Origin of the sequence: Enterobacter chengduensis, assembly GCF_001984825.2 — a bacterium.
Lineage (GTDB): Bacteria > Pseudomonadota > Gammaproteobacteria > Enterobacterales > Enterobacteriaceae > Enterobacter > Enterobacter chengduensis.
Genome location: NZ_CP043318.1, coordinates 2913546 through 2935047, shown reverse-complemented (window position 1 = coordinate 2935047; position 21502 = coordinate 2913546). Strand labels below are relative to the sequence as shown.

Annotated in this window: 14 protein-coding genes and 1 pseudogene; all 15 read left to right on the top strand. The window is 56.7% G+C overall.

Annotated elements, in window-relative coordinates:
• The first annotated feature begins 4 nt into the window (after window positions 1-4).
• The 15 genes and pseudogenes from FY206_RS14260 (at window position 5) to FY206_RS14185 (ending at window position 21399) form a co-directional block, all read left to right on the top strand.
• A complete protein-coding gene (locus FY206_RS14260) occupies window positions 5-817 on the top strand; it encodes a type VI secretion system accessory protein TagJ (protein ID WP_032641118.1) in 813 nt (270 codons plus the stop codon).
• A complete protein-coding gene (tssE, locus tag FY206_RS14255; protein WP_032641116.1) occupies window positions 810-1373 on the top strand; it encodes a type VI secretion system baseplate subunit TssE in 564 nt (187 codons plus the stop codon). Before FY206_RS14260 ends, tssE begins: the two co-directional genes overlap by 8 nt.
• 2 nt (window positions 1374-1375) lie before the next feature.
• Window positions 1376-3247: a type VI secretion system baseplate subunit TssF gene (gene tssF, locus FY206_RS14250; RefSeq protein ID WP_077064193.1), complete on the top strand. Its 1872-nt coding sequence runs from the start codon at window positions 1376-1378 to the stop codon at window positions 3245-3247.
• Complete coding sequence (tssG, locus tag FY206_RS14245) at window positions 3244-4287, top strand: type VI secretion system baseplate subunit TssG (RefSeq protein ID WP_032641112.1); 1044 nt, start codon at window positions 3244-3246, stop codon at window positions 4285-4287. The genes tssF and tssG overlap by 4 nt, the downstream gene beginning before the upstream one ends.
• A 38-nt stretch (window positions 4288-4325) precedes the next feature.
• Window positions 4326-6941: a type VI secretion system ATPase TssH gene (tssH, locus tag FY206_RS14240; protein WP_032641111.1), complete on the top strand. Its 2616-nt coding sequence runs from the start codon at window positions 4326-4328 to the stop codon at window positions 6939-6941.
• A 24-nt stretch (window positions 6942-6965) separates the two neighbouring features.
• On the top strand, window positions 6966-8384 hold the full coding sequence (locus FY206_RS14235) for a serine/threonine protein kinase (RefSeq protein WP_032641109.1): 1419 nt from the start codon (window positions 6966-6968) through the stop codon (window positions 8382-8384).
• 230 nt (window positions 8385-8614) lie between these two features.
• Complete coding sequence (locus FY206_RS14230; protein WP_229267760.1) at window positions 8615-9025, top strand: hypothetical protein; 411 nt, start codon at window positions 8615-8617, stop codon at window positions 9023-9025.
• A 64-nt stretch (window positions 9026-9089) separates the two neighbouring features.
• Window positions 9090-11801: a type VI secretion system tip protein TssI/VgrG gene (gene tssI / locus FY206_RS14225; RefSeq protein WP_032641104.1), complete on the top strand. Its 2712-nt coding sequence runs from the start codon at window positions 9090-9092 to the stop codon at window positions 11799-11801.
• 11 nt (window positions 11802-11812) lie between these two features.
• Complete coding sequence (locus tag FY206_RS14220; RefSeq protein WP_237422961.1) at window positions 11813-12388, top strand: hypothetical protein; 576 nt, start codon at window positions 11813-11815, stop codon at window positions 12386-12388.
• Between the two features lie 3 nt (window positions 12389-12391).
• On the top strand, window positions 12392-13468 hold the full coding sequence (locus tag FY206_RS14215) for a hypothetical protein (RefSeq protein WP_032641102.1): 1077 nt from the start codon (window positions 12392-12394) through the stop codon (window positions 13466-13468).
• Between the two features lie 73 nt (window positions 13469-13541).
• Window positions 13542-13982, top strand: coding sequence for a DcrB-related protein (locus FY206_RS14210; RefSeq protein ID WP_032641100.1), 441 nt, complete (start codon window positions 13542-13544; stop codon window positions 13980-13982).
• Window positions 13983-13985: 3 nt separating this feature from the next.
• A complete protein-coding gene (locus FY206_RS14205; protein WP_032641098.1) occupies window positions 13986-18488 on the top strand; it encodes an RHS repeat-associated core domain-containing protein in 4503 nt (1500 codons plus the stop codon).
• Window positions 18489-18499: 11 nt separating this feature from the next.
• A complete protein-coding gene (locus FY206_RS14200; protein WP_032641096.1) occupies window positions 18500-18718 on the top strand; it encodes a hypothetical protein in 219 nt (72 codons plus the stop codon).
• Window positions 18719-19696: 978 nt separating this feature from the next.
• Window positions 19697-20905, top strand: a pseudogene (locus FY206_RS14190) (RHS repeat domain-containing protein); the annotation flags it as partial.
• Between the two features lie 2 nt (window positions 20906-20907).
• On the top strand, window positions 20908-21399 hold the full coding sequence (locus tag FY206_RS14185) for a hypothetical protein (RefSeq protein ID WP_072001210.1): 492 nt from the start codon (window positions 20908-20910) through the stop codon (window positions 21397-21399).
• The last annotated feature ends 103 nt before the right edge of the window (window positions 21400-21502 follow it).

Below are 21502 nucleotides of genomic sequence, written 5' to 3'. Positions count from 1 at the left end.
GGCGATGAATACGCTCTATCAACACCTGGCGGGTGAGTCGCTCAGCGACGCGCTGGCGCGCCTTGAAGCTGACATCAAAGCCCGTCCGGCGGATGCCGATCTTCGCGCCGCGTTCGTGCAGTTTTTAATCCTCAGCGGCAACTGGACCCGCGCGCTGACCCAGCTGAAAAGCTGGCTGGCGCTGAAGCCGCAGGCGAAACCCACCGTCACGCTGCTGGAGCAGTCCATCCAGGGCGAGCTGCAGCGCGCGCAGGTGATGGCGGGACAGGCGCGTCCGGCCATGCCTGAAACCCAGTGGCCGTGGCTGACGACGCTGGCCGCGGCGCTTGGCGAGGAGGGCGAACGCGCGCAGGCGTTGCGCCTGGAAGCCCTTGAACAGGCGCAGGCCTACCCCGGCCACATCACCCTCGAAAACGAGGAGACGCAGGCCTTCGACTGGCTGATGGACGGCGATGCCCGTCTCGGCCCGGTGTGCGAAACCCTCGTCAACGGCCGCTATTTCTGGCTGCCGCTTAACGCTATCGCGGAGATCCGTTTCCAGGCGCCTGCCAGCGTGACCGATCTGGTCTGGCGTCACGCGCTGGTGCGCCTGACCGACGGGACGGAGCAGGTGTGCCAGATCCCGGCGCGTTATCCGTTTGCAGCCGATGCTTCGGATGCGGTCAAGCTGGGCCGCACCACCGACTGGCAGCCGCTCGATGACGACGGCACCCTTTACACAGGTATGGGCCAGAAGGCCTGGCTGAGCGAGCGGAGCGAAAGCCCGCTGCTGTCGTTAGGCCTCGTGACGTTTGCGACGGATGACGCCGATGAGTAATCCCGCTGGCGAAGGCGATCTGCTGCGCAGCGGCTGGCAAGCCCGCAGCAAGCAGGAGAAGGTGGGGGCGCGCGACAAAATGCAGCCCTCGCTGCTCGATCGCCTCACCGATAACGACCCGGAAAAAAAGCGCGAGTCGGTCAACAGCAATCTGATCACCCACGCCGCCCTGCGCCGCAGCGTCCTGCGGGATCTGCAGTGGCTGTTTAACACCATCAATCACGACGCCTCCGGCGATTTGAGCGCCTTGCCGCACGTGAGCCGTTCGGTGGTTAACTTCGGCGTCGCGCCGCTGGCCGGAAAAAGAATGTCGGACATCGAATGGCACGACATTCAGCGCAAGCTCACCGAGGCCATCATCAATTTTGAACCGCGCATTTTGCCGCAGGGGCTGCAGGTCCGCTGCGTGTCGGATACCTCCTCGCTGGATCTGCACAACGTGCTCTCCATCGAGATCAAAGGGCGTTTGTGGTGCGTGCCTTACCCGCTGGAGTTTCTGTTTCGTACCGATGTCGATCTGGAAAACGGCCATTTTGAACTGAAAGATGCGGGGTAATCATGGAAAGTAAACTGCTCGAATACTACAACCGTGAGCTGGCCTACCTGCGCGAAATGGGGGCCGAGTTTGCCGAACGCTATCCCAAAGTCGCCGGACGGCTGGGCATGCGCGGCATCGACGTGGCGGACCCGTATACCGAACGCCTGATGGAAGGGTTCGCCTTTCTGACTTCCCGCGTGCAGATGAAAATGGACGCGGAGTTTCCGCGCTTCTCCCAGCGTCTGCTGGAGATGATTGCGCCGAACTATCTCGCGCCCACGCCGTCGATGGCCATCGCGGAGATTGCGCCCGACAGCAGCCGGGGCGACCTGAGCAAGGGCTTCATCGTGCCGCGCGGTACCATGATGGACAGCCTGGCGCTGAAAAAAACCGGCGTCACCTGCAGCTATACCACGGCGCACGAGGTCAACCTGCTGCCGCTGAAGATCGACAGGGTCGAGCTGGGCGGCGTGCCCGCCGATCTGCCGCTCGCGCAGCTGGGCCTGAGCCAGCGGCAGATCGGCAGCGCCCTGCGGATCCGCATCGCCTGCGACGGTCCGCAAAATCTCGGGCATCTGGATTTCGACCGTCTGGAATTTTTCCTCGCCGGTCCGGACATTGAAGCGCTGAAGCTGCTGGAGCTGGTGATGGAGCACCACGCCGGGATCGTCTGTCAGACGGTCGGCCCGCAGCCGCAGAGGCAGCTGCTGGCGTCGGTCGCGCTGCGCCAGGAGGGCTTTGAGCCTGACCAGGCGCTGCTTCCGGACGATCTGCGTAACTTTGACGGCTATCGCCTGCTGCAGGAGTATTTCGCGTTTCCGGCGCGCTTCCGCTTTATCAGCCTGAGCGGCCTGGGCAGTCTTATCCAGCGCTGCGAGGGTGAAAAAGCCTTCGACATCTTCATTCTGCTGGACAAGTCGGATGAACAGCTGGAGCGCGTGGTCGATGCCAGCCATCTGGCGCTGCACTGCACGCCGGTGATTAACCTGTTCCCCAAGGTCGCGGCGCGTCAGAAGCTGAACGAAGGCCAGCATGAATACCATCTGGTGGTCGATAACATCCGGCCGCTGGATTATGAAATCTATGCGGTAAAAAAAATCTATGGCAGCGCGGACGGCCAGCGCGATGACCGGACGTTTCGCCCTTTCTGGAGCACCTGGAGCGGCGATGCGGGCAACTACGGGGCCTATTTCTCGCTGCGCCGTGAACAGCGCGTGCTGTCCGAGCACGCCCTGCGCTACGGCACCCGCACCGGCTATATCGGCTCGGAGGTCTTCGTCTCGCTGGTGGATGAACAGCACGCCCCCTGGCAGGAAAACCTGCGCCATATCTCTGCCGACGTGCTCTGCACCAGCCGCGACCTGCCGCTAATGCTGCAGCAGGAGCTCGGGCAGTTCATTATGGCCGACTCCATGCCGGTGAAATCGCTTACCCTGCGTAAGGGGCCGACGCCGCCACGCCCGGCGCTGGCCGAAGGGTTCAGCACCTGGCGGCTGATCAGCCAGCTGCAGATGAACTACCTCAGCCTGATGGACAGCGAAAACGAAGAGGGCGCGGCCGCCCTGCGCCAGCTGTTAGGGCTGTACGCCAGCCTGGCCGAAACGCCCGTTGCGCGCCAGGTCGACGGGGTGCGCCACTGCGTGCTGGAGCCGGTTCACCGCCGCGTGCCAGAACCCGGCCCGGTGGTTTTCGCACGCGGGATCGGCATTACCCTGACGGTAGACGAGCGTGCTTTTTCCGGCGCCAGCCCGTGGCTTTTTGGCAGCGTGATGGAGCGTCTCCTGGCACGTCTGGTCTCCATCAACAGCTTTACGGAGTTCACCCTGAAAAGTCAGCAGCGCGGCGAGATTGGCTACTGGGCCCCGCGCATGGGTAAAAGGGCGCTGATATGAGTGACGCCGCCACTGCACCGCTGCGCGTGCATCGCCTGACGAAGCTGCCGGAAGCGTTCTGGAACGGGGTTCGCGAGACGCCCTGGCGCTACGACCTGTTTCAGCTGTTGAGGCGCATTGATGCCCAGGGCGGCGAGCGCTACCCGCTGGGGCGCGCGCCGCTGCCGAAATTTGAGCCGCTGCGCATCGGCCAGCAGCCGTCGATGAGCTTTGCGCCGTCGACGCTGGCCGACGTCCGCCTGCGGGAAGAGAGCGGGCTGCACGAGGTGTCTATCCTCAGCTTCGGCCTGTTCGGCCCGAACGGCCCGCTGCCGGTCCACATGACCGAATACGCCCACGAGCGTATTCATCATCATCAGGACTCCAGCCTCAGCGCGTTTGCCGATCTGTTCCATCACCGTCTGGCGCTGCTGTTTTACCGCGCCTGGGCGGACGCGCAGCCCACCGTCTCCCTGGATCGCGCTGATAACAGGCGCTTTGAGGGGTACCTGGCGTCGCTGATTGGCATGGGGCAGCCGGGCCAGATGGACAAGGGCAGCCTGAGCGCGCATGCCCGCTTTACCCACGCTGGGCACCTGACCCGCCACGGACGGGATCCGGAAGGGCTGGAGAAGATCCTGTGCAGCTATTTTAAGGCGCCGGTCAGGCTGGTGAGCAACGTGCCGCAGTGGATGCCGCTCTCCACGCGCGAGCAGGCGCAGCTGGGCGCAGGACGCCGCATGCCGCGCATGGGGGAGTCCGCCTTTCTCGGCGTCGCCGTCCGCGACGTGCAGCATAAGTTCCGCATTGAGATTGGCCCGCTGAGCGCGGAGGAGTACAACCGCTTTCTGCCGGGCGAAGCGTGGGTCACGGAGCTGCGCGACTGGGTGCGTCAGTACGCCGGGGTAGAGTTTGAATGGGAAACGCGGGTGATCCTGCGCGAAGACGCGGTACAGGGCACCGCGCTCGGCGGTGCCGGGCGATTGGGCTATAACACCTGGCTGGGTCTTCAGCCGCAGCCCGTCCCGCGTGGCGATCTGGTGTATCGCGCAGAGCGGTAATCCTTCCGTATACCGAATCATTGTTAATGGAAACTAACATGTCAGAAATTAGCCGTGCCGTGCTCTTCGGCAAACTGGATACGCTGTTATTTACCTCGCTGGAAAGCGCGACCGCCTTCTGCAAGCTGCGCGGTAACCCGTACGTTGAGCTGGTGCACTGGCTGCATCAGCTGATGCAGCAGCAGGATGGCGATCTGCAGCAGGTCATTCGCCACTTTGCCCTCGACGAGCAGCAGCTGACGCGCGATATCGTGGCCGCGCTGGATGCGCTGCCGCGCGGGGCGAGCTCCGTTTCCGATCTCTCCGAACATATCGACAGCGCCGTAGAGCGCGCCTGGGTCTATGGCTCGCTGAAGTTTGGCGTCAGCCGCATTCGCGGCGGCCATCTGCTGATCGGCCTGCTGAAAACGTGGAACCTGGCTAACGTGCTGAAAAGCATTTCGGCGCAGTTCACCCGCCTTAACGTCGAGGTGCTGATCGAGCAGTTCGATGCTATTTGCGCCAACAGCAAAGAGACCCAGCAGGCCGCTGCCGCCGTCGACGCACCGGCGGGTGCGGTACCGGCGGCGCAGGGGACGCTGGCCCAGTACGGCCAGGACCTGACCGCCCGCGCCCGTGAAGGGAAGATTGACCCGGTTGTCGGGCGCGACGAGGAGATCCGCCAGATGGTGGATATCCTGATGCGTCGACGCCAGAACAACCCGCTGCTGACCGGTGAAGCCGGGGTCGGGAAAACGGCGGTGGTAGAAGGGCTGGCGCTGCGCATCGCCGACGGCGACGTGCCTGAGCCGCTGCAAAATATTCAGCTGTGGCTGCTGGATATCGGCATGCTACAGGCAGGCGCGGGCATGAAGGGCGAGTTTGAGGCCCGGCTGCAGGCGCTTATTAACGAAGTGCAGTCCAGCGCCACGCCGATTATTCTGTTTATTGATGAGATCCACACCCTGATTGGCGCAGGCGGCCAGCAGGGAACCGGCGATGCGGCGAACCTGCTGAAGCCCGCGCTGGCGCGCGGCCAGCTGCGCACCATCGGCGCCACCACCTGGGCGGAATACAAAAAGTACATTGAGAAAGACCCGGCGCTGACCCGCCGTTTCCAGACGGTGCAGGTGCACGAGCCGGACGAAGCGAAGGCCATTCTGATGCTGCGCAGCACCGTGTCGCCGCTGGAGACCCACCACCAGGTGCTGCTGCTCGACGAAGCGGTCAGCGCGGCGGTGAAGCTGTCGCATCGCTACATCCCGGCGCGCCAGCTGCCGGATAAAGCCGTTGCGCTGCTCGACACCGCCTGCGCCCGCGTGGCGGTCAGCCAGAGCGCGCCGCCTGCGCAGCTGGAGGACTGCCTGCGCCATCTTGCGGCGCTCGACGTGGAAATCGAGATAGCGGAACGCGAAGCGCGGGTGGGTGCCGGTGACGTCGAACGCGTGACGGCTTTGCGCGGCGAGCGCGAGGCGTATGAAGCAAAACGCGAAGCCCTGGCCCAGCGCTGGGAAGAAGAGCGCGGCCTGGTGCAGGAGATTATCCGCCTGCGCGCGGCGCTGTTCGCGGCGGGTGATGAAGAGAGCGCCGGGCTGCGCGGCCAGCTGGCGGAACGGCAGCAGGCGCTGAACGCCTTACAGGGTGACGAGCCGCTGCTGTTTGCGGCGGTCGATGAAAACGTGGTTGCCGCGGTGGTCTCTGACTGGACCGGGATCCCGCTGGGCCGGATGGTGAAAAACGAGATCGACGCGGTGCTGAACCTTGCCGACACGCTGAACCAGCGCGTGATCGGCCAGCGTCACGGTCTGGATCTCATTGCCCGCCGCGTGAAAACCTCGCGGGCGAAGCTCGACGATCCCAACAAGCCGGTGGGCGTCTTTATGCTCTGCGGCCCGTCCGGGGTGGGTAAAACCGAAACCGCGCTGGCGCTCGCCGAATCCCTGTACGGCGGCGAGCAGAACGTCATCACCATCAACATGAGCGAGTTCCAGGAAGCGCACACCGTTTCCACCTTAAAAGGTGCGCCGCCGGGGTACGTGGGGTATGGTGAAGGCGGCGTGTTGACCGAGGCCGTGCGCCGCCGCCCTTACAGCGTGGTGCTGCTGGACGAAATTGAAAAAGCGCACCCGGACGTCCACGAGATCTTCTTCCAGGTCTTTGATAAGGGCTGGATGGAAGACGGCGAAGGGCGGCACATTGATTTCCGCAATACCATTATTATTCTGACGTCCAACGTCGGCACCGAGCTGATTAGCGCCATGTGCGCCGACCCTGAGCTGATGCCGGAACCGGACGCGTTAAGCGGCGCCCTGCGCCAGCCGCTGCTGGAGGTCTTCCCGCCGGCGCTGCTGGGTCGCCTGCTGGTGGTGCCGTACTACCCGCTGAGCGACGAGATGCTGGGGCAGATTGTTCGCCTGCAGCTCAGACGCATCCAGCGTCGTCTGGAAGAGAATCACAGCATTATTTCTGAGTTTGACGACAGCGTGGTGGAACAGATTGTTCAGCGCTGTACCGAGGTGGAGTCCGGAGGCCGTATGGTTGACGCTATTCTGACCAATACCTTACTGCCTCAGATGAGCCAGATCTTACTTACCGCCAGCCGCAGCGACGAGCTGTACCGACGTCTGCACGTCACCTGCGAGCAGGGCGAGTTTCACTGTCAGTTTGCCGCGTAATAATCATCAAGAGAACTGTAAAAGATGACGGATAATGATAACAATCGGACTGTCCCAAACGCGCTCCCGGTCGGGTACCGCTTCAACGAGTTTGAAATCAAAGAGGTGATCGGCGGCGGCGGTTTTGGCATTGTCTATCGCGCGTGGGATCACCAGCTCGAACGCACTATCGCTATCAAAGAATTTATGCCTTCCTCGCTCGCCGTGCGCGGCGACGACATGACCCTGGTGCTGCGCAGCGAGCGCTTTGGCAAAGCGTTCTCCGCGGGCCTGAACAGCTTCATTCAGGAAGCGCGTCTGCTGGCGCGCTTTAACCACCCGAACCTGCTGCACGTCCTGCGTTTCTGGGTGCAAAACGATACGGCCTACATGGGGACGCTGTTTTACAGCGGCACCACGCTGTCGCGCCTGCGAGAAGAAAAACCGGAGCTGATCAACGAAGCCTGGATCCGCCGCACGCTGCCGATGCTGTTTGGCGCAATCAAGACCATCCACGACGAAGGCTACCTGCACCGCGACATCTCCCTGGATAACATCCAGATCCAGGATAACGGCCTGCCGGTGCTGCTCGATTTCGGCTCAGCGCGCCGCACCATCGGCAACCTTTCTGACGAAACGGAAACCATGCTGCGCCCGGGCTTTGCGCCAATTGAGCAGTACACCGACGACAACGAAAGCGAGCAGGGGCCGTGGACGGATATTTACGCCCTCGGCGCCGTCCTGCGTACCCTGATCGTGGGCTCTCCGCCGCCGGTCAGCGTGGTGCGCTCCATCCAGGATACCTGCAAACCGCTGGTGGAAATCATGCCGCAGGGCTATTCCATTCCGCTGCTGCAGGCCATCGATCGCGCGCTGGCGCTGCACATGGAGGATCGTCCGCAGTCCATCGACGAGTTCGCCGCGCTGATCGAGATGCCGGTCGCGGGCATCAACGACGTGCTGACCGCGAAAAAGCCCGGCACGATGCTGGTACCGGTGGAAGATGAAAAACCGGCGTCGCTCCTCGACTGGCGTCGCTACAGGATCCCAGGCCTGGTAGCCGCAGGCGTGCTGGTGGGCGTTGTCGCCGGAGCGATGCTGTTCAGCGGCGGCAATGACGCGCCTGAGCAGGCTGCGCAGGCACCGACAGAGACGCGTCCAACGGAGACCGCCGCGAACGCGCCGGACGTGAAGCCAGAGACGGCGAAGGTGAGCGAGCCGGCGACGGCACAGCAGACGCCACCGCCTGCCGCGAGCCCTGTTGCGTTGGTGTATATCCGGATCCTCGATGGCGAAACGCTGAAGGTGAACGGCGAGCCTAAAGCGCTGCGCCCGGGAGCTAACGGCTATGCCTCGCTCAAGCTGCCGGCCGGTGAGGTGAAGATTGAACTGCAGGGCAACGGAAGAACGCGCGGCCAGACGCTGGATATCGCCAAGCCGGGCACCTGGCTGGTGAATCCGTAGGAATATAAACAGGAGAGATTATGGAAGTGTGCGATCTTCGAAGCCAGAGGCTTCATCCAGGGAATGCGAGAAGATTGTCTCTCCTGTTTATGCGTTTTGAATTTAATCCTAACCCGGAGAGTTGAGTTGAAGCCAACATGTGCCTCCCCATTTTTGTAAATAACAATATCGGGCGTACACAAAATAACCTCGCTCATTTAAATAGCAAATTATGGTATTTCTGGGGAAGTATGGATCTTCTCGCAATATTGCTTTATTGCGTGAATTCAGTTCGCCACGACAGAATTCCATTCATTTCTGATGCAAAAGCGTTTAGTGATTCGTTGCATTATTATGCAGGTGATGGTTTCAGCATTTTGGTCATGCTTTTTTTTGTGCTTGACTTACTTTTATTACTCTCTTTGTGTACTTCGGCCTGGTTATTCTTCAAGCGAAAGATCGGAGCGATTAAATTTGCTCTTGCGCAGGAATTATTTCGCTTGATTTCATTCAGATGTTCGGTCTCATTTTTCCCTCTTTTAGTAAGTATGTTTGATATTTCAAACATCTGGTTGAATGTAGGCTTATTTGTCACTTCAGAGTTACTGAAAATCTACTCTCTTGTTTTTTGGATGTTCAAGAGGGAAAAGCCCCTTTCTTGAATGACGCTTTATCACAGATGCGAACCCCTTTCCTGCATCGCATAAGCTAGATGGAATAAAGATTATGCTCAACCGAATTACCGTTCAGCTCCCGGTGGAGGGGCTTCTGTTCTGGAAACTGACGGGCCGCGAGGCGATGTCCGAGTCGTTCGCCCTGACGCTGACCGTGCTCGGCACGGACGCGCGCATTGACCGCAGTAAGCTGCTGGGCCAGCCTGTCACGGTAACCATCCCGACGCAGAACCTGCTGACGTCCCGCTATATTAACGGCAAGATTACCCGCGTGGCGGTGAGCGCTGTTGAGCTGACGGGCACGCGCTATGCGGTGTACCAGCTGACGGTGGAGCCGGACCTGTGGCCGATGAAGCGCGACCGTAACCTGCGTATCTTCCAGGGCCAGACGGTGCCGCAGATTGTGAAAACCCTGCTCGGTGAGCATCAGGTCAACGTTGAGGACAAACTCACCGGCAGCTACCGGGTGTGGGACTACTGCGTGCAGTATCAGGAGTCGAGCCTGGACTTCATCAGCCGCCTGATGGAGCTGGAGGGGATTGCCTACCACTTCCGCCACGAGGCGGACAAACATACCCTGGTACTCACCGACGCCGCGACGCAGCATCAGCCGTTCAGCGGCTATGAGGTCATTCCTTACCACCAGACGCCGTCGGGCGGCAGTACGGATGAAGAGGGCATCGGCCAGTGGGCGCTGGAGGACAGCGTGACGCCGGGGATTTACAGCCTCGACGACTATGACTTCCGCAAGCCGAACGCGTGGCTGTTCCAGGCCCAGCAGAACCCGGCGTCGCCGAAGCCGGGCAGCATCGACGTGTACGACTGGCCGGGACGCTTTGTGGACAAGGGGCACGGGGAGTTCTACGCCCGCATCCGCCAGGAGCGCTGGCAGGTTGAGCATCAGCAGATTCAGGCCACCGCCACGGCGGCGGGGATAGCGCCAGGTCACACCTTCACGCTGACCAACGCCCCGTTCTTCAGCGACAACGGCGAGTATCTGGTGACCGCCGCAGGCTACCACTTCGAGGAGAACCGCTACGCGAGCGGCGAGGGGGAAACCGTTCACCGCACCGATTTTACGGTCATCCCGGCGTCGGTCTCTTATCGCCCGGCGCAGTCCACGGCGTGGCCGCGCACCTACGGCCCGCAGACCGCGAAGGTGGTGGGGCCGAAGGGCGAGAGTATCTGGACGGACAAATACGGTCGCGTGAAGGTGAAGTTCCACTGGGACCGCCTGGCGAAGGGCGATGACACGAGCTCCTGCTGGGTGCGGGTGTCGAGCGCGTGGGCGGGCCAGGGCTATGGCGGGGTGCAGATCCCGCGCGTCGGCGATGAGGTGGTGGTGGACTTTATCAACGGCGACCCGGACCGTCCGATAATCACCGGCCGCGTGTACAACGACGCGAGCATGCCGCCGTGGGCGCTGCCGGCAGCGGCGACGCAGATGGGCTTTATGAGCCGGACGAAAGACGGTTCAGTCGATAACGCCAACGCCCTGCGCTTTGAGGATAAAGCGGGCGCAGAGCAGGTGTGGATCCAGGCCGAGCGTAACATGGACACCAGCGTTAAAAATGATGAAACGCACAGCGTCGGCGGCGAGCGCAGCCATTACGTGAAGAAAAACGAGCTGCATCGCGTGGAAGCGAACCAGACCCAGGCCGTGAAAGGTGGCACCGAGATCCTGACGGGCAAAGGCAAGCTGGATGCGGCGGTAGAGCAGTATGTCATTGCATCCGGGACGAAGCTGCGGCTGGTCTCCGGTGAGAGCGCCATTGAACTCAACGCTAACGGCAAGATTAACCTGATTGGCAAAGAGTTTAACTTCTTCGTGGAAGGGGATGGGTATATCACCACGGGCGGTAAGCTGCATCTAAATACCTCGGGAACCAAGCCGGGCACAACGGCGCCGGGATCGGGGCATAAAGGGGATATTGATGCGGCGGTGCAGGCATATTTCTCTCCGGATCAGGCTAAAAAATCTGCCGGTGCTGGAGTTGCCGGAGGATCGGGCAAAGCGGCACCGGCACCTGCGCAAAACAATTCAGCTGCATCAACCGGCACAGACAAAACCAGTGAATATGATTATTCGTTGCAGGACATGGTGGATAAGCAAAAGAATTTAAAGGCTAAACCTCAAAAGTGGACGCGACGAGGCTTTGTTAACGCCTCTGAAGATGATATTAAGAAATATGCAAACCCGGACAATTTCAATACTGGAACTGATAAATATCAGTTCCTGGATCTCTCCTCTTCATCAGGTGTTTCTGAAACTGATATGGCTACCTTCCTGAAAGGGAAAGGCGTACTTGAAGGTCAAGAAAAAACATATCTTGATGCAGCAAAGAAATACAATGTCAGTGAAGTTTACCTCGCCTCGCATTCTGCTCTTGAAACAGGTAACGGAGCGAGTGAACTGGCAAAAGGTGTCGAGGTCAACGGTGTAAAAGTTTATAATATGTACGGTATTGGCGCTTTAGATGGAAATGCCGTTAAAACAGGTTCCAATTATGCATATAAAATGGGATGGACTTCACCAGAAAAAGCGATAGATGGTGGTGCGAAATGGATTTCCGAAAAATACATTAATAATGCGGATTATGCCCAAAATAATCTTTATAAGATGCGATGGAACCCAGCTTCGCCAGGAACGCATCAGTATGCAACTGATGTCAACTGGGCTGTAGCCCAAACATCAAACATGAAGAAAATGTTTGATAATTTCCCTGGTGCAAACCTATCATATGATATTCCAAAATTTAAGTAATGGAACAACTTATGACTAAGAAAATTCTGAGTGTTTTCTGTTCTGTTCTGGTGCTCTGCAGTTTGAACAGTTATGCGGCGACTGCTCCAATCAATAAAGAAGTTGAAAATTCATCACGTACTCTTTTAGCAACTCCCGATTTTTCTGTGCAAATAAACAAACAGTCTGTCGCATTGGGCGACAGATGGACTAATGACATTGCAGATAAAGTTGAGTTGCCGGTTGAAGGCCGTTTTGTCGGTGAGGTTCCTTTTGACGGAACAAATTATAAATTTTTCCAGCATCAAAGGTCTGGGTTAGAAATATTTAGTTCCAACCTTTGGTGGGATAAGGCAGAGAGAAGCGTTGACGATTATATTGTGTCGCAGATTACGCTAACTGCTGCGGATGGCAAAACAGCTCGCGGAATCCATATTGGTTCAACAATAAATGAACTTAATAACGCTTACGGTAGTGGCCAGGTCGAAAATGATTCCGGAGAGCAGTGGATTTCCTATGAATTGGGTAAGAAATTGCTCTCTTTTGAGGTTAAGGACAATAAGGTTGTAAAAATAACAATGAATTACGATAATGGTTCTTCAGAGTAATTTATGACCAAAAAATATCTGGCAGCTGTATTGTTAACCGCTTTATTGACAGGCGTCGTTGAAACGTCATCGGCGCTTGAGTTATCGCAATACAATAAGCTCGATACGGTAAGTCGCATCGTTAATGACAGCGAAGTGGCTGACATTCTCAGGAAAACGCTGGGAAATCATTACCAGACCTTTATTGCTAACTTTGATTTCTTTGGCGAACCGCATACCACCGCAGGTGGCGGATTGTTTGTTGAAGGCTGGCTAAAGGATCTTTATCAGGAGAATGCGTCAGCGCTGGTCATCAATCCTGACGGTAAAATCTTTGCGGCCTGGGTGGTTCCGGAATCAAACGTTATCCATTACCAGTCCTCTGATAACACTCAGGTCATTAATGCTGATATCCAGCAGTGGGCCGCCAGATTCACAACGATGCATTTTGCAGCGAACATACGGTCAGAAGTCACGTTTGACGGGGTATGGGCTGGTGAATTCAAAAACGACTCAACGTTAACCCTGCGATTAGCTGAATCAGGCAACCGTATCACCGGGTCTTATTGTTATATCTCTCAAAGAGGAAATCGCATAGATTGCCCTGATGAGGATGAGCGTAATCTTAGCGGTACGATCGCAGGTAATCGTGCCAACGTTGAGTTCAACTCATCGTTTGGCGGCGTCGGTGGACGGGCTGTTCTGGAAATAAAAGGGAGTGAAATGGAATGGCGCTTAGTTACTCCTCCTCAAAAAGGAAATTATTATGCTCCGCTGCGTTATACGTTACGTAAAGCCGCTTCGGTTCAAAACGCGGAGACCAGAAAACTGGACACCGAAAAGTTCGATATTTCGCTGATAAACAGGTGCGGGCGTTTCGAGAGCGAATGTGACGAGATGGTTTATCTCGGCGTGCGCAAAAGCGATAACAGTACGATCTCTTTAAAGGGAAAAACGTTACGCGACTCCGCAGGTAAAATAATCGGTTCAACGTACAAGAATGGCGAGATCGCTTATACCGTGACGTATGCACCTGTGAAACTGGTTGTCAGCAAGGGCAACCGTGTTTTAGTCGAACAATCCGGTCAATGGCGTAAATAATATAAAGCCAGACAAAGGCCACCACGGATTGGCCTTTTTATTTCTCTCAATATTAATCATCCCGAGTTCACTTATGAAATACACCCTCCAGGAAGGTTCGTTTTCCCTCTTTCCTGCTGCCTGGCAGGATAACAGCATGAACATTATTCGCGATGACGAAAGCGGATTGTCCGTGGTGGTCAGCCGCGGCGCGATCCCCGATGGCAGCGACTACGAACAAGAATTCCATCGCCAGTGGGACGTGCTGCGTCCGCAGATGGGCGAAATTGCTCAGAGCGAATTCCGGAACGTAAAAGCCGGGCCTGACGGAAAAACGAACGGGCTGGAAGTTGAGACCACCTTTGACCGCAACGGGCAGCGCCTGTGGCAAAAACAGCTGGCCGTACAGACGCCGGGCAAACCGGTATTAATGATTTTTACCCTCTCGGCGCTCAGAGCCTTCACCGAAGAGGACGAGGTGCGCTGGAGCGCGCTTAAGCAGAGTCTGACGCTAAACGACAAGCGGAACGTGTAAGGCATGAGCGATAACAGCGCGGCCCGTCAGGGCGACGAGATTATTCACTCCAGCATTTTTGCTGACATCACCAGCATCGTGGCGGAAGGTGCCGCCTATGCGGTGATCGGCGCGGCGGTGGGCGCGGCCGCTTCCGTGGCGGCGCCATTATTGGGTGCAGGGGCGGCGGCCGCAGGCGTGGCGGCAATCGGCTCCAGCTGCTTGCTCAGCGGCATCATTGGCGGCGTGCTGGCAAACGTGGCGGGGATCACCGACGATATCAGCAACGCCGCGGAAGGGTTGGGCAATGCGCTTTTCCCTCCGTCGCCTGCGGGCAAAATTACCACCGGTTCGAATAACGTTCTGACGAATGCGATCCCTGCCGCGCGCGCGGCGGGAACGCTGACGCCTGCGGATACCCCTTCACCTGAGCCCCAGTCGCCCGGCAGCTTTGCCGACTACGCGGGCATGCTGCTTTCCGCCGCCGGACAGTTTGGCAGCGAAATGTGGCAGCCGAGCGTGGCCTCTGCCGCCGCGGGAACCTCGCCGCTGGAAGAAGACAAGGTGGCGTGCGAAAAACACTCCGGGCCGCAGTATCTGGCGGAAGGCTCCAAAAGCGTCTTTATCAACGGGCAGCCTGCGGTGCGCGCGAAAGATCGCACCACCTGTGAAGGCACCGTTTCCGACGACGTCTCACCAAACGTGATCATTGGCGGCGACACGCTCACGGTTCGCGATATCAAAAGCGGCAAAACCCCGGGTTTGGCGCTGGGGATGATCGCGCTTTCCCTGCTGCGCGGGCGTCCGGGCAAGATCCTGAAAAACATGCCCTGCGCGCTGGCGGCGGCCGGCGGCGGGATGCTGGCCGACATGGCCGTCAACGCCGTGTTTGGCTCCTCGCATCCGGTTCACGCCGCCACCGGCGTGAAGGTGCTGAACGACGATGACGAGCTCGACTTCTCGCTGCCGGGGCGCTTCCCGCTTCGCTGGCAGCGCAGCTACAACAGCCTGACCACCCGCGAAGGTCTGTTTGGTCTGGGCTGGGCAACCCCCTTTGACAGCTATCTGACGCTGGAAGACAACAACGCCACCTGGTTTGATGAAACCGGGCGCGAGCTGAGCTTTGAGCTGCCGCCGGTCGACCGCGCGTTTTACAGCATCAGCGAAGGCATCATTATCCGCCGCAACGAGAGCGGCGACGTGGCAATTGCCGACGATGACGGCGCGGTGTGGCGTCTGTATAAGCCAACACGGGCGAATCCCTCCATACTGCGCCTGGCCTCCCTCAGCGACGAATACGGCAACGCGCTGCTGACGGCGTGGGACGAGCACGGCAGGCTGGTCGGCCTTCACGATGAGCCGCGGGCGATAGACGTCACCCTGCGCTATGAAGATGAGCGCTTCCCGCTGCGCGTGACCGCAGCCAGCCATTTCGACGGCGACCAGGCATGGCCGCTGATGCAGTGGGGATACGACGCGCGCGGCCAGCTGGCGAGCGCGACGGATGCCTCCGGCGTGGTGACGCGTGAATACCGCTACAACGACCATGGCCTGATGGTCTGGCACCGGATGCCGGGCGGTCTGGAGAGCGAATACCGCTGGAAAAAATTGGACCACTGGCGCGTGGTGGAAAACCGCACCAGCACCGGCGACGGCTGCCGCTTTAGCTACGATTTAGCCGCCGGGCTGACGACCGTCGAGCACTACGATGGTCAGACGCGCCGCCACTACTGGAACGCGCAAAATCTGATCGTCCGCTACGTTGACGAGCGCGGTGAAAACTGGCGCTACGAGTGGGACGACAACGAGCTTCTGACGCGTCGCATCGATCCGCTCGGTAACGCCGTCACCTTCGTCTACGACGAGATGGGCAACCGGGTGCAGGAGACCGACGCCGACGGCAATACCCGCACCACCACCTGGCTGGAGCACCGCGCGCTTCCGGCGGCGATTATCGAAGCCGACGGCAGCGCCACCCGGTTCTGGTACGACGAACATCACGGGCTGAAGCGCGTGGTGGACCCGATGGGGCAGACCACGCAGCTGCGCCGGGACGAGTTTGGCCAGGTCGTGGAAGAGGTCGATGCCGCCGGAAACAGCCGCTACCAGGAGTACAACGAGGCCGGGCAGATTGTTCGTTCGACGGACTGTTCCGGGCGTATTACCCGCTACCGCTATCACCCTCTGGGCTGGCTGGTGGCCGAGACTGGCGCCGACGGTGAAGAGACGCGCTACCGCTACGACGCCGCAGGGCGTCCGGTGCAGCTCGATCGTCCGGAAGGCTGGACGGAGTCGCTTAAATGGAACGAACGCGGCCTGCCGGTGAAGCATGCGGGCGCCGACGGGAAAGAGAGCGAATTCCGGTACGACGAGGCGGGGCGCTTAACCGCGACGCGCAATACCCAGGGGGAAGAGGTGCGTCGCCGCTGGGACAGCCGCGGGCGTCTGATCGCCCTGGAAAACGAGAACGGCGAAGCGTACCGGTTCCGCTGGGGGCCAGACTCGCTGCTGCTGGAAGAGGTGGGGCTCGATGGCGTAGCCTCGCAGTATCGCTATGATGCCTGCGGGCGCACGATTGCGCGCACCTTTGCCGCCGGTCATCCGGAGGCTATCACCCACGCCTTCGCCTGGAGCGCGAGCGGCCAGCTGGTCGCCCGCACCACGCCGGAAGGCCAGACCCGCTACCACTATACTCCGTCCGGGCTTTTAAGCCGGATAGGGCTGCATCCTGCGCTTTCAGCCGACGCGTGGACCACCGAGGCAGAGCAGGAGCTCGCCTTTGAGTATGACGCGCTCGGTCGCGTCACGCGCGAGGCGGGCGAGCACGGCGAGCTGGCGTGGGAGTACGACGCGCTGGGCAACCGCACCTCCGTCACGCTGCCCGACGGTCGCGAGCTGAAGCAGTTCTACTACGGCAGCGGGCATCTGCTCAGCATTGCGCTCGATAAGCTGTCGGTCTCCGATTTTACCCGCGACGAACTCCACCGTGAAACCAGCCGCACCCAGGGGCTGCTGACCACCCGCAGCGAATACGACCGTCTCGGCCGACTGCATCGGCGGGACGTCTTTACCGGCAATGCGCAGCGCCCGTCGCCGCGCCGCTGGTCCCGCCGCTGGGATTACGACTACCGCAATAATCTGGTGCGGGAAGAGCGGGACGATAACCCGTTCAGCTGGTACCGCTGGCAGTACGACAGCGCCGGGCGCCTGCTGGTTCAGGACGGCACGCTGCCCGGACAGGAGCAGTGGCGCTGGGATGCTGCCGGTAACCCGCTCGAAGGATCTGCTGAGAAGGTCACGCACAACCGCCTGACGCAGCTGAACGGCATTCGCTGGCGTTATGATATCCACGGCCGCACCGTGGAGAAGGATAATGGCCAGACCCGCTGGCACTACCGCTACGACGGCGAACATCGCCTGACGGAGGTCATCAGCCAGCCGCGGGACCGCAACAGGCCGCAGATGCAGGTCAGCTTCCGCTACGATCCGCTCGGGCGACGCATCAGCAAAACGCGACGCCAGATGCTGGGCGGACAGCCAACGGGCAGGGCGGTCACCACCCGGTTTGTATGGGAAGGGTTCCGCCTGCTGCAGGAGGTGCACGGGGATGTGCCGCTGACCTACGTTTACAGCGATCAGGACAGCTACGATCCGCTGGCGCGCATTGACGGCATTGATGCCCCGGAGATCTTCTGGTTCCACTGTCAGCCGAACGGCACGCCGGAGCGGATGACGGATAGTGAAGGGCAGGTGCGCTGGGAAGGTGTGAACAGCGCCTGGGGCAAGCTGCTTCGGGAAAGCGAAACGCAGGTATCAGGATATTCTCAGAACCTGCGCATGCAGGGGCAATACCTGGATCGTGAGACAGGGCTGCACTACAATCTGTTCCGGTATTACGACCCGGACTGCGGGCGGTTTACGCAGCAGGACCCGATAGGGCTGGCGGGGGGGATTAACCTTTACCAGTATGCGCCGAATGCGCTGGGGTGGGTGGATCCGTGGGGGTTGAGTTGCAGAAATAGCTGGAATGATTTCCAGAATAAGACAAAAGGAGTTTTCTCAAGTAGGGCATGGGCAGCAAAGGCATATAATTCATTAAAAGGCACGATTAAGCCCAATCGGCCAAACCCAAAAACCTATTTAAATCCTTCCTATGTTAAGCAACATCTTGCATTATTTAACGATGGTGTTTCTAAAATTGCTTGGGGAGTAAATAGAGCTGAGATTGGTCCTCCATCTGGTCATTTTGTGATGCCAAAATCAGTTGCTGATAATATCATTAAGAAAGCTGGCGGAGATGTCGGGAAGTTAGAGAAAATGCTAGGATTAGACCCTGGAGATCTCGGTGATTCACCGGTTCGAATAGATATCCCTAAACCTCAAGGGCTTAGAATGCCTTCAGGCAACGAGGGTGGAGCTAATGATTTTTGGGTTCCTGGTGGTAAGACGTCGGGTGGTATCCCTGAGGCCGTAATAGATCAAACACCTGTCGGTGATGCTTTGATTACACCAATTATAAATAAATAGAGGTATGAAAAATGAATGAAGTTATTTTTACAGGTTTTGGTATTGACATAATCAAAAGAGATGGTGAATATTTTATTCGATATGATACCGGAACTATTGCTATGATTGAAAAGGAGTCGAAAATTACTCCAGAAGAAGCATTGAAAGCACAAAAAAGTGAAAATGATGCTTATGAAGTTATTATAGCCACTCAGACTAGAGAAGGAAAAAACAAGCCTTTCTTTTCATAAGATTAACATATTATAGTGCGTGAGGTGTTAATTAACTGAATGTTAAACAATGCTCTTTTATTTGAATTTGAAAACTTTTCTGGGTTTTAATTTCTTTAAAAAAGTTATCATTTTATTTAATGCGGTAACTAATGTTTGAGAGTAGATTTTTTGTAAGATTCGATAGTAACCTACAGTTTTTAAGTTATCAAGTTTAATTATTACGAATTTTCCACTGAATTAGAATCCGTCAACTCCGGTCATGGGGTTGTTATTCTTGAATGAAAATAGTTATCCTTTATGATCAATCAATGTTCAAGGAGAAAGTGTATATATAACAACAATAACGATAGAATATAAAATAGGTAATTTTGTATAATGAGTCAGAGATATATTCAATGTGTTGATTTTCTCATTTCGCATAGTCAAATACTGTAAAAAACCTCAGGCTATGACGAAAATGTGAGTTAGTGGGGAAAGGCCAATCATTCTTAATTCGCCGTCCTTCACAAGGATTATGTTATATTCGATCCATTACCAGAAGATACGTTTGGAGAAAACGTAAATATCAAAGCAGAGAATGTTTTTTCATTGGATGAAAATGCTCAGCACTGTATTGTTGTACCATTTTCCATTACAAATAAAGATAAGTTGCAGATCGCTTCCGCTAGTGAGAAATTCGATTTAAATATAGATGTGAAACATGAATTTTATTCGCTATTTTATGAGGTGTGTGAAGGCGAGAAATTTACTATGATATTACTCTTGTTCAAACAAAATAAACCATTATTGCCAGGTTTTTGTTAGACGATCCATGGCGAGGAGTTAAAGACAATCCTCTCAAAGAAGGTATTTCCAAAATTAATAAAATCTAGGTTAAAATTGGAATCTAAAAATCTACGCTATGGCATGGAGTTTTCGTTCAAAATAAATCAAACGTTAAACAACTAGTTAATCACATAGCTGCTTTTGACGATGTAATCTTTCCCTCCGCACACAGGACTGCTGACCACCCGCCGCGAATACGACCGACTTGATGAACTGCATCGCTGGGACGTCTTTACCGGCAATGCCCAGCGCCTATCACCGCGTCGCTGGCCCTGCCGCTGGGATTATGATATCCACGGCCGCACCGTGGAGAAGGATAACGGCCAGACCCGCTGGCACTACCGCTACGACGGCGAACATCGCCTGACGGAGGTCATCAGCCAGCCGCGGGACCGCAACAGGCCGCAGATGCAGGTCAGCTTCCGCTACGATCCGCTCGGGCGACGCATCAGCAAAACGCGACGCCAGATGCTGGGCGGACAGCCAACGGGCAGGGCGGTCACCACCCGGTTTGTCTGGGAAGGGTTCCGCCTGCTGCAGGAGGTGCACGGGGATGTGCCGCTGACCTACGTTTACAGCGATCAGGACAGCTACGATCCGCTGGCGCGCATTGACGGCGTTGATGCCCCGGAGATTTTCTGGTTCCACTGCCAGCCCAACGGCACGCCGGAGCGGATGACGGATAGCGAAGGGCAGGTGCGCTGGGAAGGTGTGAACAGCGCCTGGGGCAAGCTGCTTCGGGAAAGCGAAACGCAGGTATCAGGATATTCTCAGAACCTGCGCATGCAGGGGCAATACCTGGATCGTGAGACAGGGCTGCACTACAATCTGTTCCGGTATTACGACCCGGACTGCGGGCGGTTTACGCAGCAGGATCCGATAGGGCTGGCGGGGGGGATTAACCTTTACCAGTATGCGCCGAATGCGCTGGGGTGGGTGGATCCGTGGGGGTTGAAACCAAGATGTGCGCCGACGAAAGCAAATGACCATAATCAGGCTGCTTTCGGAAGGCAGTGGCAAGGTCATGGGGAGTACAAAGGACGCGACTTATGGTCTAACACAATGTTAAAAGAAGGTGATGTCATCTATGGCGGTGCTCCTGGACAATCTGGCTTTTATTTTGATAAGGCAACTCTTGATGCCGCTGGCGGCAGTAGACAAAAACTATGGGAGAGTTTGCAGGTACAGCCACATAGAATTTTTGGATTCCGTAGCAAAATTCAGGCCTACCGTGTAAAACGTGATGCAGTTGCTGGAACGGGACAAGCATTATCACAAGAACCTGTTGTTTTTGGTCAGGGAGGAGGAACACAATTTTTCCTTTCAAATTATAAAACTGTGCTTGAGCCTATTGGCAAGCCTTTTGATATCGGAATGTAACTATGAATCTTGATATAGATACAGGTGCTTTTTTATTCAGTAAAATGCTCGCACTGACACCATTTACAAAAAAAAAAGAAATAATGAATAATGATAATTTAAATTGGGAGGCTTGGCCAGATAAGGGATGTGATACAGTCTCTTATAGAGCTATTTTTAACATAAAAGGTAACGCGCATGGTGATATTTATTTGATAGTTAACTTTATTCAACCTAATGATGAAGATGCTATTATAGGCAGTTGGAGTTTCGCACCTTATAAATTAATCGATGGAGAACAAAAAAAACCTGAGGGAAAAGTTACAAAAAAATTAAGGGATTGGTTCAAAGATAAAACGAATGTTGACCTCCCAGTTCATGGTGCATGGGGCCATATAAATGCGGCATATGATCATTGGAATTGTTCAGGTGCAATTTATTGTAATTATCGTTCAGGATTTAGAGATGAAAAATCTTGGAAGGATTATTGCAAATGGAATAATATAAAGTTGTGAATTGAGTGAGTTTTGGTGTAAAAATGCTCGCAATTATTCAGTTGTGCGGTGTAGAAAAACACATGGGGTAAATAGAATTGAAATTGACCATGTGGGAGGCTAT